General features: G+C 62.8%; 7 protein-coding genes. All 7 read right to left on the reverse strand.

All coding sequences use genetic code 11. From position 1 onward, the window contains the following. Nucleotides 1–11,019: non-ribosomal peptide synthetase (locus P3G66_RS20275; RefSeq protein WP_276117036.1), on the reverse strand; the 11,019-nt coding region annotated here is incomplete at its 3' end. Nucleotides 11,020–11,476: 457 nt separating this feature from the next. Then, nucleotides 11,477–12,082 carry a 3-oxoacid CoA-transferase subunit B gene (locus P3G66_RS20280; protein WP_178377296.1) on the reverse strand — a complete coding sequence of 202 codons (606 nt, stop codon included), beginning with the start codon at nucleotides 12,080–12,082 and terminating at the stop codon, nucleotides 11,477–11,479. 41 nt (nucleotides 12,083–12,123) lie between these two features. Beyond that, nucleotides 12,124–12,879, reverse strand: coding sequence for a CoA transferase subunit A (locus P3G66_RS20285; protein WP_007730192.1), 756 nt, complete (start codon nucleotides 12,877–12,879; stop codon nucleotides 12,124–12,126). A 3-nt stretch (nucleotides 12,880–12,882) separates the two neighbouring features. Continuing rightward, nucleotides 12,883–13,710, reverse strand: a complete 828-nt coding sequence (locus P3G66_RS20290) for a CoA ester lyase (RefSeq protein WP_003942031.1) — start codon at nucleotides 13,708–13,710, stop codon at nucleotides 12,883–12,885. Further along, nucleotides 13,707–14,195, reverse strand: coding sequence for a MaoC family dehydratase (locus P3G66_RS20295; RefSeq protein ID WP_003942078.1), 489 nt, complete (start codon nucleotides 14,193–14,195; stop codon nucleotides 13,707–13,709). Before P3G66_RS20295 ends, P3G66_RS20290 begins: the two co-directional genes overlap by 4 nt. Beyond that, nucleotides 14,192–15,355 (reverse strand): acyl-CoA dehydrogenase family protein, encoded by a 1,164-nt coding sequence (locus P3G66_RS20300; RefSeq protein WP_007730190.1) that lies wholly within the window; start codon nucleotides 15,353–15,355, stop codon nucleotides 14,192–14,194. The genes P3G66_RS20295 and P3G66_RS20300 overlap by 4 nt, the downstream gene beginning before the upstream one ends. Continuing rightward, entirely contained in the window at nucleotides 15,355–17,394 is a 2,040-nt protein-coding gene (locus P3G66_RS20305; RefSeq protein ID WP_042453639.1) for an acetyl/propionyl/methylcrotonyl-CoA carboxylase subunit alpha, read from the reverse strand. Before P3G66_RS20305 ends, P3G66_RS20300 begins: the two co-directional genes overlap by 1 nt.

Below are 17,394 nucleotides of genomic sequence, written 5' to 3' on the forward strand. Positions count from 1 at the left end.
ACCAAACCGCGCAGCAGCATCATCGAACCACGCCGACAACGTCGAATCCACACCATGATCGATCTGGCCAGCACTGAAGCGGGACAGCAGGTTTCGTTCTCCATCGACCAAGATGTCAACGTCACCCACCGCTACGGTGGGATCAGCAGTCACCGCACGGAAGGTCCTTACCAGCCGATCACCGAATTCCACAACGGTCGACTCGTCGAACAGATCCGTCGCATACGTCAAAGAGGCGGACATTCCGGCGGGTGCGCCGGCCTCGTCGGTTCGTTCGGTCAGGGTCAACTGGAGGTCAAATTTCGCCAACGCAAGATCGGCACTTTCGATCGACACTTCGAGGTCGCCCAGTTCGAGCGTTGTCTGTTCGTGGTTCTGGAACGTCAACGCCACCTGGAACAACGGATGACGAGCCTGCGAACGAACCGGATCGAGAACCTCCACTACACGCTCGAACGGAACATCCGCATGCGCGAACGCCTGCAAATCCACCTCACGCGCCGACGCCAACAACTCGGCAAACGACATCGACGGATCAACCTCGGTGCGCAACACCAAAGTGTTGACGAACATACCGATCAGATCGTCGAGCTGCGCCTCACCGCGACCCGCGATCGGTGTACCGATCGCGATGTCGGTCGTTGCGGACAAACGAGAAAGTACGACGGCGAGCGCTGCGTGAACAACCATGAACGGTGTCGAGTTACTGCTGTGCGCAATCGAATTGACAGCTTCGTGCAGGGTGGCGTCGATATCGAACTCGACCTCGGCTCCACGCCCTGAAGCGACCTCGGGACGCGGACGATCGGCAGGCAGATCCAACTGCTCCGGAAGATCAGCCAACGCATCCGACCAGAACGCAATCTGCTTCGCGATCACGGACCGCGGATCGTCCTCGGACCCGAGAACCTCACGCTGCCACAACGAGTAATCGGCGTACTGCACCGGCAACGGCGTCCAAGCCGGCACCGACGCTCGTGTACGCGCTTCGTAGGCAACCATCACGTCACGGGTCAACGGACCCATCGAGAAACCGTCGGTCGAGATGTGATGCACGACGAACACCAGGACGTATTCGCTGTCGCCGACTTTGAAGAGCTTGGCGCGCAACGGGACTTCGGACGTCACGTCGAAGCCGACTGTCGCCAGCTCGGCGACGCCCGCAGCCAGGCGATCTTCCGTGATCGACACGGGGCTGAGATCGACGACAACGTCTTGGACGTCGAGGACGTCCTGATAGCCGACGCCGTCGACGTCTGGATACACAGTTCGCAGTGATTCGTGTCGGCCCACGACATCGATCACGGCGGCGTCAAGAGCTGCCACATCGAGGGCGCCCGAAATCCTGATCGCCGCCGGGACGTTGTTCACTGCCGACGCGGGTTCGAACCTGTTCAGGAACCACATGCGCTGCTGCGCCAACGAAAGTGGGATCCGAGCTGGCCGGGGCTGCTGCACCAGTGGGGCGGTGGCGCCCGAACCGGCGTGCAGCTCGAGCCGGACGGCGAGTGACTGCACGGTCGACGCTTCGAAGAGCGCACGAACCGGAACGCTTGTGTCGAGCGCCTCTCCCAGCCGAGCGGCGACACGGGTCGCGATCAACGAGTTGCCGCCGAGTTCGAAGAAATCGTCGTCGCGGCCAACCTGTGCGACTCCAAGAACTTCGGAGAACACCTGCGCGACAGTCTCTTCGACGGTCGTGATCGGCGCCTGGTACACCTTGGACTCGAACACGGGCGAGGGCAGAGCCTTGATGTCCGTCTTGCCCGCGGTGGTCAACGGAATCGAATCGAGTACCAGTACCGAGTCGGGGACCATGTAGCCGGTCAGGAACGTCGACACCGACTCGATGACCTGTGCGGGATCCACCTCGGCGCCGGCCTGCGGCACGACGTATGCAACGAGACGATCTCCGAAGTGATCGTCGGAACGAACGAGAGCAACAGCTTGCGCAACGCCCGCGCAACGGGTCAGCGCGGCCTCGATCTCGCCGAGTTCGATACGGAACCCACGGATCTTGACCTGGAAGTCACTGCGGCCCACGTACTCCACTGCGCCACCGTCGATCCACCGGACCACGTCACCCGTGCGGTACAGCCGCTCTCCCGGCGCCCCGAACGGGTCTGCGACAAAACGACCCGCTGTCAATGCCGGCTGTCCCAGGTATCCACGAGCGACCTGAACACCCGACACGTACAACTCACCTGCGACACCAACCGGAACGGGCTGCAAGCGGCCGTCCAAGATCCGCGCGGCCATTCCCCGAATCGGGCCGCCGATGTTCATACGATCAAACGCGGTCAGCGTATCGCTGATGTTCGAGGCGACTGTCGACTCCGTCGGACCGTACGCATTGAAGAATCCACGCACACCGCCATCCGGAAGCGGCACCGCCCACTTGGCAACGAGAGACCGCGAACTGGCTTCGCCACCGACGACAACCACCCGCAACGCGTCGAGCCCGCTCGGATCCACTGATGCCAGCGCAGCGGGCGTCACGAACGCATGCGTCACGCCCTCCGAGCGCAAGATCTCGGCCAATTCCGCGCCGCCGTACACCGTCGTCGGCGCAATCACCATCGTCGATGCTGCGCCGAATGCCATCAGCAACTCGAGAACAGAAGCATCGAAACTCGGCGAGGCGAAATGCAGCGTTCGAGCATCCGCGGTCAGCGCATAGCGCTCGACCTGCTCGGCGCAGAAGTTCGCCACACCCGCATTGGTGACCACAACGCCCTTGGGCAGACCCGTGGTGCCAGAGGTGTAGATGACGTAAGCAGGCTGCCGCTCGTCGATCGCACTGCGTCGATCCGAATCACTCACCGGCGCGCAAGATTCTGCCGCGCACGCCGCCACTGTCTTCTCGTCGTCGAGAACAACCCACGTCAACGCCGACGGCAATCCTGCCTCGACGTCACTGAGCGCAAGACCCAGCACCGCACCGGAATCGGAGATCATGTGGGCGATACGGTCAACCGGATACGTCGGGTCGACGGGCACGAATGCAGCACCCGTTTTCACCACTGCCCACAGAGCGAGAACTGAATCGGCCGAACGCGGAATCGCGATCGCGACCCGATCCTCCGGCCCGACGCCCTTCTCAATCAGAACACGAGCGAGTCGCGACGACCGCTCGTCGAGTTCGCGGTAGCTGATTGACTGACCGTCGAAGCGAATCGCATCCGCCGACGGATCCAAAGCGGCCGCCGCTGTGAGGATCTCGACCAGGGTTCCCGAGACCGACTGACCTCCATGAACATCGGCCAGCACACCCCGCTCGGCCGCATCGAGAATATCGATGTCACCGACGACAATCGAAGGAACCGACACGACAGTCTCGAGGATACGAACCAGACGCCGAGCAAACCCCTCGACCGTCGAAACGTCGAACAGATCTGCAGCAAACGTGAATTCGGCCGAGAGCCCTTGCTGGATCCCGTCTTCGCCGATCGACTCTGTCACTGCGAGTTCGAGGTCGAACTTGGCAGTGGTCGTGTCGATTTCGGCGGCCTTGATCGCCAGTCCCGGCAGTTCCAATGCCGTTTGCGCGAGATTCTGCAAGGACAGCACGACCTGGAACAGCGGATGTCTGGCCTGCGACCGGGCGGGAGCCAAGACGTCCACCAACCGCTCGAAGGGCACGTCCGAGTGAGCGAACGCTCCGAGCGCAGAATCACTCGCCGCAGCCAGCAGATCCGTGAATGCCTGGGCCGGGTCGACCTCGGTCCGCAGAACAAGCGTGTTGACGAACATGCCGACGAGATCGTCGAGCGCCTCGTCGCCACGACCGGCAACGGGAGTGCCCACGGCGATGTCCGAGGCTCCGCTCAGTCGGGCCATCAGAACGGCAAGCGCCGAGTGCAACGCCATGAAGAGCGTCGCGTTGTTCTCCCGTGCCAGCGCGTCCAATCGACGGTGCACATCCCCGGAGATCTCGAACGCGAATCGCTCGCCGCGCATCGACGCCACATCAGGCCGAGACCGGTCCGACGGAAGCTCGATCACATCCGGTAGGTCTGCCAGAGTCTCGGTCCAGTACGAGATCTGCTGCGAGATCAGTGATTCCGAGTCGTCTTCCGACCCCAGAACCTCACGCTGCCACAACGAATAGTCGGCGTACTGCACAGTCAACGGCTGCCACGCCGGCGCGATCCCGTCCTTGCGTGCCGAGTAGGCAATCATGACATCGCGAGCCAGGGGCGCCATCGACCAACCGTCAGCGGCGATGTGATGAACCACGATCGCAAGGGTGTGCTCGGTGTCGCTGACCGTCAACAGGCGGACACGGATCGGCACGTCGACGGTGACGTCGATCGCTGAGGATCCGATTGCAGCGACTCGACTTTCGAGCTCGTCCTGATCCGAAACCGACTCCACGGTCAGCCCGCCGAACGCCTCCGAGAGCGACAGAATCGACTGCTTCGGTCCGGAAGCCCCGTCCGGATATACCGTTCGGAGCACCTCATGCCGGGCCAGTACGTCCTCCAGCGCCATTTCCATCGCGGCAGTATCGAGATGACCAGTCAGGTGCAGAGCAAAAGTGATGTTGTAAGCAGCTGAGTCGGTGTCGAAGCGGTTCAGGAACCACATGCGCTGCTGCGCCAGCGACAACGGAATTTCCGCGGGACGCACCTGTGCGACGAGCGCCTTCTGCCCGCCGCTACCTACGTGCGACTCGATGTGTGCGGCGAGCGCCTCGACGGTGGAAACGTCGAATAGCGTTCGCACCGGCACCGTAGTGTCGAGCGCCCGCCCCAATCGGGAGGTGACCTGAGTGGCCACCAGGGAGTTGCCACCGAGTTCAAAGAAGTCGTCGTCGAGGCCGACTCGTTCCACTCCGAGAACATCCGCAATCACCTGCGCGACAATCTCTTCCACCGGCGTGGTGGGTGCACGAAACTCGCGGACCTCGAAAACAGGCTCCGGCAAAGCCCGGCGATCCAATTTGCCCACCGGGGTCAACGGAACCTCAGCGAGTTCCATGATGACGGACGGAGCCATGTAGCTCGGCAGAGCCTCCGCCACGAACGAGGCGAGCACGTCCCGATCGAAACTCGACCCGTCAGCCAGTTCGACGTAGGAAACGAGGGTTGTGACACCCGCCGCGCCTTCGCTTCCGACCGTCACCGCGAAGCGCACAGACTCGTGCGAGGACAGAACTGCGTCGATCTCACCGAGTTCGATACGGAATCCGCGAACCTTGACCTGGAAGTCACTGCGGCCGACGTATTCGAGAACCCCCGCGTCACCGCGCGCGTCTCCGCCGGTCCAGCGCACGACATCGCCGGTCCGGTACATTCGCTCGCCATCCGGCGAATACGGGTTGGCGACAAACCGTTCCGCAGAAAGGCCTCGCCGCTCATGGTAGCCGCGAGCCAATGCAGCGCCCGCAAAGTAGAGCTCTCCCCTGGTACCGACTGGAACAGGATGCAGACGCTCGTCGAGTACCAGTGCCGACATGCCCTCGACGGGACGCCCGATGTCGATCGATCGGCCGATCGCGAGATCGCCGAACGACGAGATGATAGTGGTCTCGGTCGGACCATACCCATTGAAGTAGGCGCGCCCTGGGGCCCATTTCGCCAGCAACTCGGGAGTGGTCACGTCACCGCCGACGGAGACGACTCGCAATTCAGGCAGCTCTGCCGGCTCCATGGTCCCGAGTACTGCGGGAGTGATGATCGCGTGTGTGACCTTCTCGGAATGAAGAAGATCCGACAACTCGTGTCCACCGATAATTGTCGACGGAACGATCACCAAAGTTGCACCCGCGGAGAAGGCGACCATCCATTCGAGTACCGACGGGTCGAAGCTCGGTGAACAGATATGGAGGAAGCGCGAGGACTGTTCTACCCCGTAGCGACGCTGTGCTGCGTCTCTGACGCCACGGAGTCCACCGTGAGTGACGCTGACACCCTTCGGTTTTCCCGTGGAACCGGATGTGTAAATGACATATGCAACGTGAGAACTGTGAATCGGAGCGATTCGGTCCTCGTCCGTGACCGGCGCTGAAGATTGCGCCGACAGTTCTCCGTTCAGCGCCTGGCCGTCAAGGACCAACCATTCTGTGACCGCAGGAAGCTGATCTACGAACTGTCCCGACGTGAGTCCGATCGCGGCCGAAGAATCGGCCAGCATGTGCCGGACACGATCTTCCGGATAACTCGGGTCGACTGGGACGTATGCCGCCCCTGACTTCGCCACCGCCCATACTGCACAGACCATCTCGTACGAGCGAGGAAAGGCGAGAGCAACAATGGTCTCGGGGCCGGCGCCACGTCCGATCAGAACCCGTGCGAGCTTCGACGACTGCTCATCGAGCTCTCGATAGGTGATCGATCGACCCTCGAAGCGCACAGCAACCGAATCCGCCTCAGCCGTGCCGGACAGGAAGATGTCGACGAGACTCTGCCGGGGCATCGTGTCATCCGCGGCTACGACCGTCAGATCGGTGCGCTCGGAGCGTGAGAGCAGGTCGATATCGCCGACGATCGTTTCAGGTCGGGTAGCCACGGCATCGAGGATGCGCACGAACCGAGTAGCGAAAGTGTTCACCGTGGCCGGATCGAACAGGTCCGTGGCATAGGTGAAGGTGGCGCTCAAGACGTCCGAGTCTTCGCTGCCTTCAGGATTCTCGGACACCATGAGCTCGAGATCGAATTTGGCGACCGGTACTTCCAATTCAGCTGCAACTGCTTTGACACCTGAGAATTCCAGTTCGCGTCGTCCACTGATCTCCGCAGTGAGCGCAACCTGGAACAGCGGGTGACGAGCCTGCGAACGCGCCGGACTCAGGACTTCGACCAACCGCTCGAACGGCACATCGGCATGCCCGTAGGCAGACAAGCCCGATTCCCTTACCCGAGCGAGCAACTCTTCGAATCGTTCGTTCGGATCGACCTCGGTGCGAAGCACCAGGGTGTTCACGAACATGCCGATCACGTCGTTGAGCGCTTGATCGCCTCGCCCGCCGATCGGGGCACCGATCGCGATGTCGGAGGTACCACTGAGCCGGCTCAACAGCGTTGCATATGCCGCCTGCAACACCATGAACAGCGAGACGCTCCTCGAGCGCGCCAACTCGTTCAACTTGCGCGTCGTGCGTTCGCTGATCTGAAAATGGTGCTTGGCGCCGTGATTGGACGCGATGGCAGGACGAGGTCGGTCGGTCGGCAGATCCAACTGATCCGGCAGATCGGCAAGTGCCCGGCGCCAGAAGTTTATCTGGCGAGACGACTCCGAGCGCGGGTCTTCGTCGGATCCCAGTGCTTCGCGCTGCCACACGGCGTAGTCGGCGTACTGAATTGGCAGCGGCGTCCACGCCGGCGCAGACTTCTCACTTCGCGCCGAGTAGGCGACGAGAAGGTCACGTGCGAGCGGACGGAACGACAGTCCGTCTGCAGCGATGTGATGGAGAACCATCACCAGGACGTAGTCCGTCGGAGACACCTCGAAGAGGGCAACCCGTACCGGGATTTCGAGCGTCACGTCGAAGCCGCGAGACGCCACGTCGAACAGCGCCGCGTCGAGATGCGAATTCCGAATCTTGACCGGATTCAACTCCACCGCGGCCCGGTCGACCGGCAGAACCAGCTGTTGCGCGGTTCCGTCGACATCAGGGTAGATCGTCCGCAAGGACTCGTGTCGCTCGAGAAGATCCATCACCGCGGCATGCAGGGCGGACGGGTCCACCGAACCGGTGAGCCGGACTGTGAACGGAAGATTGTAGGCGGGCGTCGACGGATCGAGACGGTTGATGAACCACATGCGCTGCTGCGCAAGCGAGAGCGGGACGACCTCGGGACGAGGCTTGGCGATCAGCGGGGTCAGCTGCCTGGCGTTGCCCGCCACCGACTCGGCGCGGGCCGCCAGGGTGGCGACCGTGGTGGATTCGAAGAGCTCTCGAACGCCGAGTTGCACTCCCAATGCCGAACCCACTCGCGTCACTAATTGTGTTGCAACCAGAGAGTTTCCACCGAGCTCGAAGAAGTCGTCATCGATACCGACGCGCTCGACACCGAGAACGTCGGCAAACACGTCCGCCACGATGCGTTCGATTTCGGTGCGGGGCTCGCGGTACTGCTTCGCACTCGCGAACACCGGCTCGGGCAACCCGGCACGATCCAATTTGCCACTCGTGTTGAGCGGCAACGCATCGAGCACCATCAACGCGGCCGGAACCATGTACGACGGGAGGCTTCGGCCGGCGAACTCACTGAGCACCGCAGCATCGATGTTTCGGCCTGGACCCGGCACGACGTAGCCGACCAATTGATCACCGGTCGGGGTGACGGTCACCAAAACGACAGCCTGCGAAACGTCGGGGTGCGCCAGAAGGACGGTCTCGATCTCGCCGAGTTCGATGCGCTGCCCGCGGAACTTCACCTGGAAGTCTGTACGCCCGATGTAGTCGAGATTTCCGTCCTCACGGCGACGAACGAGGTCGCCGGTCCGGTACATACGCTCACCGGCCGTGCCGTACGGATTGGCTACGAACCGATCCGAGCTCAGGTCCGGTCGACCAACGTATCCGCGCGCGAGTTGAACGCCGGCGAGATAGAGCTCACCCGGCTGCCCGATGGGGGTCGGGCGAAGTTGTCCGTCCAGTACGTGCGCCTGAGTGTTCCACTGCGGCATACCGATCGGCACGGAAGTAGTATCCGTGGCCACGGCCTCGTAGTACGTGACCGATACCGCGGCTTCGGTCGGACCGTACAGGTTGTGCAGTCCGGCTCCACAGAGTTCGCGGAAGGCGGAAGACGTCTCGGGCGGGAGCGCCTCGCCGATGACAAACACGTGGCGCAACGAATCACAAGATCCGGCAGGTGCATTCGCAGTGAACAGCGTGAGCATGGATGGCACGAAGTCGGTGATCGTGACGCCGAGCTCCGCGATCTTGTTCGCCACGTAGATCGGGTCTCGATGACCGTCCGGAGTCGCGACGACGAGCGTGGCGCCGACCTGCAACGGCATGAAAAATCCCCACAGCGACACGTCGAATGTCGTAGCGGTCTTCTGCAGGTAAATGTCCGACGCCGAAAGCCCGTACTCGGCGTTCATCCACTGAAGCTGATTGTTGATCGCCGCGTGAGTGACCGCGACACCCTTGGGTCGACCGGTCGAACCCGAGGTGTAGATCACGTACGCAGTGTTCGAGAAATGCAAGGGAGACAGGCGATCCGCGTTGACGATCGGTCTGCTGTCGAGCTGCCCATAGTCCAGTGTGTCGATCTCGATGACCCGTGTGCCCGAGGGCAGATCCACGTCGTCCCGCGCAGTGGTCACAACACACGTGGGCTGCGCCGACTCGAGAATGTAGGCGGTGCGGTCGGCTGGGTGGTCGGGATCCACCGGCACCCAGGCTCCGCCGGCCTTGGCAATCGCGTACAGACCGACCATCAAGTCCAAAGACCTGCGGATCGACAGTCCTACAAGCGATTCGGGCCCAACACCCATGGCGATGAGTTGACGAGCCAAACCATTCGCGCGAGAGTCGAATTCGGCGTACGTGAGGCTGGCGCCTTCGAAAACGACAGCGGTGGCATCGGGAGTTCTCTCGACCTGACGCTCGAATGCTTCGGTGATGGTCTGCGAGGCAACGTGGAAGCCGGTGCGGTTCCACAAGGCAACCTTGTTTCGCTCCTCGTCGGTTGCGACAGGAAGATCCCAGACCTTGCGGCTCGTTTCGGCCGAGACGAACTTCTCGAGAAACTCCACGAACCGCGAGTGATTTCGCTGGGCGTCCGCGGGCGCATACAGATTGGGATTCGACTCGAAGTCGATGTGTGTGCGGGTATCGCCGACGCTCTGATACAGGTTGACACCGAGGTCTTCGATCAAACCCGTGGACAAGATGTGAAGTTCGCCGACGAGGGGCCCGAACGCCAACTCGGTGGAAAACATCATGATGTTGATCCAGGGGCCGAAGAATCCGCCCCGGCCCGGCCCGTCCCCGCCGCGAACCATGTCCTCGTGTCGGTATCGCTGGTGGCGCAGTGCGCCGGACATTTCGTTCCTGACATCGTCCAGAAGCTCCTGGACGGTGGTGTCCGCGGTGACGGTCAGGCGCAGCGGCACGACGTTGGAGACCATGCCTCCGGATCGACGCAGCACGGCCGTTGTTCGACCGGAAACGGGCAGACTCAGCGACACGTCCTCTCGTCCGGTCATCTGAGCGAGGTACGCCGCAAACGCCGCGACGACAGTGCCGGCAACAGTGGTCTTCTCGATGCGCTCGAGGAACCGCCCGAGCAGAGCCTCGACGTGGTTGGACAGCGCTGCACTGTCGATCCGACTGACTGGAGCCGGCGCGGCACTTCGACCCGCGAGGCTCGAGATCTCGTCGAGATTCTCGATCTTGTCTGCCCAGTACTTGCGATCGGTTTCGAAACGACTCGACTGGCGGTACTTGTTGTCCACCTCGTAGACGTTCCGGAGATCGGAGGCCTCACTCGGCTCCGGATCCCGGCCCTCCACGCGCGCCGAGTACAGCTCCGCCACACGAGTGACGAACGTCGACGCACCGAAACCGTCGAGAATTGTGTGGTGGACCCGTGTGTACCAGTAGTAGCGATTCTCGCCGAGCCGCAGGATCGTGGCAGAGATCAAGCGGTCCGTGAGCATGTCGATCGGCCGGCTGCGATCTGCTCGCATCCACCGCATGGCAGCGTCGTGCGAGTCGTCTTCACTACGAAGGTCGACGTAACCGACCGAATCATCGAGTGTGGGGTCGATGATCTGGTAAGGCTGGGCGTCGATCTCGAAGATCCGGACGAAGGCCGACCCGATTTCGCGACCGGCGTCTGCGCAGGCCTGCCGAAGGGCGTCAAGTTCCAGAGCACCACGGAGTTCGACGTACTGAGCGATGTTGACCGGAACGGCGGGATCGAGGTGTTGCGCGAACCACATACCGAGCTGGGCCGCGGAAAGCGGGAATGCGTCGGATCGCTGAACGTCTTCCGGCGAGCTGCCGACCTCCGGCTTGCCGCTCCCCAGTTCTCCGTTACCCAGCGAATTCACGCCCACAGCCTCTCTTCCACACCATTGCGCACCCGTGCGAGCCGAACGTCCGATTCGCAGCAGCTACCGACCTCATCCAACCTCGACGAGCCAGAACCACCCATTGTCTCCGATACATAGGTGACAAGAGAAATCCATACCCCGGTGTATCGATGGTTTTGTTGCAATTCGTTACAAATCGCCCAGCTCATCTACCCCCCGATCGCATTGCCGAAACGCACCGTTCAGACGCGGCGCGCGACACCTCTCCCCCTGGGACAATCAATTGCAACCGACGATCTACACCCCAACCCACATCAGTCACCTCGGACAATTTACAGGGCCGCCAGGTACTGGGTGTCTGAGCTCGAACAAGATTCGACAGTCGCTGATCGAGACTATCGGTACTCGCCGACAGACCGACGAAAGAACGCGCCGACCAGCGGTCGGCGCGTTCTTCGATTTACGGTACGAAGCTTCAGGAAAAGCCCACACCAGTCACACTCTTCAGGTGCTCGCTGCTGACCCCTGGAGCCAGCTCCACAAGCTGCAGCCCGTCCGCGGTGACGTCCAGCACTGCCAGGTCGGTGATGATCCGGTTGACGACGCTCTGACCGGTAAGCGGCAGCGTGCAGGCCTCGACGATCTTGGGATTGCCGTCGCGGTCGGTGTGCTCCATCACGACGATGACGCGGCGGGCTCCATGGACCAGGTCCATCGCCCCACCCATGCCCTTGACCATCTTGCCCGGCACCATCCAGTTGGCAAGGTCACCGGTCTTCGATACCTGCATCCCGCCGAGCACCGCGGTGTCGATGTGACCACCGCGGATCATCCCGAACGAGAGGGCCGAGTCGAAGAACGCGGCACCAGGATTGACGGTGACGGTTTCTTTACCGGCATTGATGAGGTCGGCATCGACCTGATCATCGGTCGGATACGGTCCGGTACCGAGGATGCCGTTCTCGCTGTGCAGGACCACTTTGACACCCTCGGGCAGGTAACTGGGGATCAGCGTCGGCAGGCCGATGCCGAGGTTGACGTACTCACCCGGCCGCATCTCGGCAGCAGCGCGAGCGGCCATCTCGTGGCGGGTCCAACCGATACGAGTTTCCTCTGCGCTGCTCACTTGGTACCTCCTGAGACGGTCCGCTTCTCGATCCGCTTCTCCTGTGGGCCTGTGTGCACGACCCGCGCGACGAACACACCAGGTAGGTGCACGTGTGCGGGGTCGATGTCGCCCGGCTCGACGAGGTTCTCCACCTGCGCGATGGTGATCCGGCCGGCCATGGCAGCAAGCGGGTTGAAGTTCATCGCCGTCTTGTTGAAGACGAGATTTCCTTCGGTGTCGCCGTAGTCCGCGTGCACGAGCGCGAAGTCAGCGGTGATCGCCTCTTCCAATACATACGTGCGGCCACCGAACACTGCCGTCGCCTTCGGTGGCGACGCCACGGCGATCGAACCGTCCGGGTTGTATCGCCACGGCAAGCCGCCCTCGGCGATCGGGGTGCCGACGCCGGCCGGAGTGTAGAACGCCGGGATGCCGGTACCGCCAGCTCGCAGCCGCTCGGCCAGCGTCCCCTGCGGCGTCAACTCCACTTCGAGCTCACCGGCGAGATACTGGCGCGCGAACTCCTTGTTCTCCCCCACGTACGACGCCGTCACCCTGGCGATCCGGTGCGCGCCGAGCAGAATGCCGAGACCGTAGTCGTCGACACCGCAGTTGTTGGAGAACACCTCGAGATCGGTGGCGTCGCCGTCGGCGATCGCCGCGATCAGTGCGTCGGGAATACCGCACAGCCCGAAGCCGCCCACTGCGAGCCTGGATCCGCTCGCGATGTCGGCAACTGCCTCAGCTGCCGTATTCACGACTTTGCTCATCCGTTAGTTCTCCTTCTGCTGAAAGATTCCGGCTCGGTGAAGAAGCTTCTCGGCGTGACGGAGAACGGGAGCGTCGACCATCTTGCCCTCGAACGCGAACACACCACGTTCAGTAGACACCGCGGCAAGCACTCGTGTGGCCCAGTCGATCTCTTTTTCCGAAGGTGCGAAGGCCCCGCGGATGACCTCGACCTGACTCGGATGGATCGCAACCTTCACGTCGAAGCCGACTGCGACGGCATCAGCGGACTCGACACCCAGGCCGACGAGGTCCTTGATGTCGAGGTACACGGAATCGACAGCCAACCGGCCGTAGCTCTTCGCAGCCAGGAGAGACGTCGATCGGACGTGCTTGGCAACGTCGCGGTACGAGCCGTTCGGGTGCCTGCTCGAATTACCGCCGAGACCGGCCACAAGATCCTCGGCTCCCCACATGACACCGATGGCGTTCGCAGCAAGCGCGATGTCGGCCACGGCGAGGGCTCCTCGCGGGGACTCGACGAGTGCAACCACGTCCGCCGGTGCGAGCGAGAGGACGTCCTCGGCCGATTCGCACTTGGACAGCATGAGACGCGAATAGTGTGTGCCGTCCAGCGCGATCAGATCGAGTTCGTGATCAGGTGTACCGACCGGATTGACGCGCACGACCGTCCGCTCCGGATCGAGAGGCGTGTCGATCAGGGCTGCACGTGCGGCTTCCTTGTCGGCCGGAGCCACACCGTCTTCGAGATCGAGGATCACGACGTCGGCAACAGCCGCGGCCTTCGCATAGCGCTCGGGACGATCCGCCGGGCAGAACAACCACGCCGGCCCCGGCGGTGTCCACGTCATGAGGACACCTCTGCCGGACGCAGTTGCACCAGTGTCTTGCGCGTGGCCAGTGCGACGACGTCACCGTGCTGGTTACGCCCGGTGTGCACGAGGGTCACGATGCCTTCACCTGGACGGCTCTTCGACTCGCGCTTGTCCGCGATGAGCGTCTCGGCATACAAGGTGTCGCCGTGAAAGAGCGGCTTCGGGAAGCTGATCTCGGAGAAACCGAGGTTCGCCACGATGGTGCCCTGCGTCAACTGCGCGACGGACAGGCCGACGATGGTCGACAGGGTAAACATCGAATTGACAAGCCGCACACCGAATTGAGTGTCCTCGCTGTACGCGGCATCGAGATGCAACGCCTGCGTGTTCATGGTCAAAGTCGTGAACAGGACGTTGTCAGCCTCGGTCACCGTCCGGCCTGGGCGATGCTCGTAGATCGCGCCGACCTCGAACTCCTCGAACCAGAGCCCGCGCTGAGTGATCTTCTTGGGGTTCGTCACAGCCCTGCCTCACGAGCGATGAGCATCAACTGCACCTCGGTCGTTCCCTCACCGATTTCGAGGATCTTGCTGTCACGGTAGTGGCGCGCGACGGCGTACTCGTTCATGAAGCCGTATCCGCCGTGGATCTGCGTGGCGTCACGGGCGTTGTCCATGGCAGCTTCGGAGGAAATCAGCTTGGCGATGGACGCCTGCTTCTTGAACGGCTTGCCCGACAACATGAGTGCGGCCGCGTCGTAGTACGCGGTACGTGCGACGTGGGCACGAGCCTCCATACGCGCGATCTTGAACGCGATGGCCTGGTTGTGTCCGATGGGGCGACCGAACGCCTCGCGCTCCTTGGCGTACTTGATCGACTCGTCGACGCAGCCCTGGGCGGCACCGACGCTCAACGCGGAGATGGCGATGCGGCCTTCGTCGAGGATGCGCAGGAAGTTCGCGTAGCCGCGGCCGCGCTCACCGAGCAGATTCTCTTCGGGGACACGAACATCGGCGAACGTGAGCGGATGGGTGTCGGATGCGTTCCAACCGACTTTGTTGTACGCCGGTTCGGCCGTGAAGCCGGGCGTCGTGGTCGGCACGAGGATCGTCGAGATCTCCTTCTTGCCGCCGTCCTTGACACCCGTGACCGCGGTGACCGTCACGAGCTTGGTGATGTCGGTGCCCGAGTTGGTGATGAACTGCTTGTTGCCGTTGATGATCCACTCACCGCTGTCGAACTTCGCGGTGGTCTTGGTGCCGCCGGCGTCGCTACCCGCACCGGGTTCGGTCAGGCCGAAGGCAGCCAACGACTTGCCGCTGGTGAGCTGCGGAAGCCACTCCTGCTTCTGTGCCTCGTTACCGAAACGGTAGATCGGCATGGCACCAAGGGACACACCAGCTTCGAGAGTGATCGCGACGCTCTGGTCGACCTTGCCCAGCTCTTCGAGCGCCAGGCAGAGTGCGAAGTAGTCGCCGCCCATTCCGCCGTACTCCTCGGGAAACGGCAGGCCGAACAGTCCCATGTCGGCCATCCCGGCCACTACCTCGTACGGGAAGGTGTGGTTGGCGTCGTGCTCGGCAGCAACCGGTGCCACTACGGTCTTCGCGAAATCCGCAACCGTCTTGGCGAGCTGCTGGTATTCGTCCGGAAGCGCTCCGGTGGCAAGGTAATCGGACATCAGGCGTCTTCCTTCTGCGTCGTGTTCTCGGTCTTTACTTCTGCAGTCTCTTCGTCCGCGACAGGTACCACGCGGGCCAGAACCTGATCCACCATCACCTGATCGCCCTGACGGACAAGCACTTCCACGATCCCGTCGATCGGGGACGTCAAGGAGTGCTCCATCTTCATGGCCTCGACCACGACGAGTGGTTGTCCCGCGCTCACTGCCGCGCCGTTCTCGACGTTGACTGCGATGACGGCACCGGGCATGGGGCTGGCGATTTCGGCGTCACCGGCATGCTTGTCCTCACCGCGAACGCTGACTTCGGCTACCTCGCGCACGTGCCAGGTTCCGCCGCCTGCCAGCCACAGACCGCCATCGGTCTGGGCGACGACAAACGTGCGTCGACGTCCGTCGATCACCACCGCCAGTTCGGATCCCGTCAGGGTCGCGCTGAATGCGCGAGGCTGTGAACCTTCGACCTCGACCTTTGCATCCGCGGGAACGCCGACGATCGCAACGTGCGCCGTTCGGGTGCCGGCGGAGAGCCTGATGCTGGTCGGAGCGGGAGTTCCGACGCGCCACCCACTCGGGACGTCCCAGGGATCAACGGATTCCGAAGTTGTCCACCGCGAGAGCCAGCGATACGCCGCGGCAGCAATGAGCACCTCGTCGGAGGCGTCGGCTGCGACAAAGTCTTCGACGCGACGATCGAGCAGACCGGTGTCGAGGTTGCCCGCGATCACATCCGGATCAGCGAGGAGGAACCGTGCGAATTCGATGTTGGTCACGACTCCGAGCACTGCGGTGTCACCGAGTGCGCGATCGAGCTTGCGCAGTGCGCCCGCGCGGTCGGGAGCGTGGGCGATGACCTTGCTGAGCATCGGGTCGTAGTCACTGCCGACGACGGTGCCCGCGAGCAGTCCGGAATCGACGCGCACGCCGGAACCTGACGGCTCGACCAGATCGACGACGCTGCCGCCGGTCGGCAGGAATCCACGGCCCGGATCCTCCGCGTACACACGAGCTTCGATGGCGTGCCCGGTCAGCGTGATGTCACTCTGGGAGAAGGCCAACTTCTCCCCTGCTGCCACACGGACCTGCCATTCGACCAGATCCAGTCCGGTCACCATTTCGGTGACGGGATGCTCGACCTGGAGGCGGGTGTTCATCTCCATGAAGAAGAACTCGTCCGGCTTGTCGGCGGAGACGATGAACTCCACGGTGCCGGCGCCGGTGTAATCGACGCTTCGAGCGGTGTTGCACGCTGCCGCGCCGATCCGGTCACGGGTCACCTGATCGAGCAGCGGCGAGGGAGCCTCTTCGATGACCTTCTGATGACGCCGCTGCAGGCTGCATTCGCGCTCACCGAGGTGAACGACGTTGCCGTGCTGGTCGGCGAGAACCTGGACCTCGATGTGCCGGGGCCGCAGGACGAATCGCTCGAGGAACAGGGTGTCGTCGCCGAACGACGACGCGGCCTCACGGCGGGCACTGCGAAGAGCCTCGGCCAGATTGGCCGGATCCTCGACCAGACGCATTCCCTTGCCGCCTCCGCCGGCCGAAGGCTTGACCAACACCGGGTAGCCGATGTCCTCGGCCGCTGCGATCAGTTCTTCGTCGGTCAGATTGGGGCGAGCGATACCCGGGACCACCGGTACGTCGAACGCGGCAACGGCGTTCTTCGCGGTGATCTTGTCACCCATCACCTCGATGGCGTGCTCGGAGGGGCCGAGGAAGGCGATTCCGGCAGCCGCACAGGCAGCCGAGAACGCCGAGTTCTCCGACAGGAAGCCGTAACCGGGGTGAATACCCTGAGCACCGGTGGACTTGGCAGCGTCGATGACCTTGTCGATGACGAGGTAGCTTTCACGCGCCGCGGCCGGTCCGATGTTGACGGCAGTGTCGGCCTCGCGGACGTGGCGAGCATTCGCGTCGGCGTCGCTGTAGACGGCGACGCTGCGAATTCCCAACTCACGCAACGTGCGGATCACGCGAACCGCGATCTCACCGCGGTTGGCCACGAGAACAGTATCGATAGTGCGCAACTCAGTCAT

It is taken from the genome of Rhodococcus sp. C3V, from assembly GCF_029269915.1.
GTDB classification, from domain to species: Bacteria; Actinomycetota; Actinomycetes; order Mycobacteriales; family Mycobacteriaceae; genus Rhodococcus_F; species Rhodococcus_F qingshengii.

What these genes read in the sequence shown, in the direction of transcription:
- P3G66_RS20280 (WP_178377296.1), bottom strand. Translation starts at nt 12,082, where the DNA reads ATGGCCGCTCGCGCTGCTGCCGAGATGCGGCCGGGTGAGTACGTCAAC.
- P3G66_RS20285 (WP_007730192.1), bottom strand. Translation starts at nt 12,879, where the DNA reads ATGAGCAAAGTCGTGAATACGGCAGCTGAGGCAGTTGCCGACATCGCG.
- P3G66_RS20290 (WP_003942031.1), bottom strand. Translation starts at nt 13,710, where the DNA reads ATGACGTGGACACCGCCGGGGCCGGCGTGGTTGTTCTGCCCGGCGGAT.
- P3G66_RS20300 (WP_007730190.1), bottom strand. Translation starts at nt 15,355, where the DNA reads ATGTCCGATTACCTTGCCACCGGAGCGCTTCCGGACGAATACCAGCAG.
- P3G66_RS20305 (WP_042453639.1), bottom strand. Translation starts at nt 17,394, where the DNA reads ATGACTGAGTTGCGCACTATCGATACTGTTCTCGTGGCCAACCGCGGT.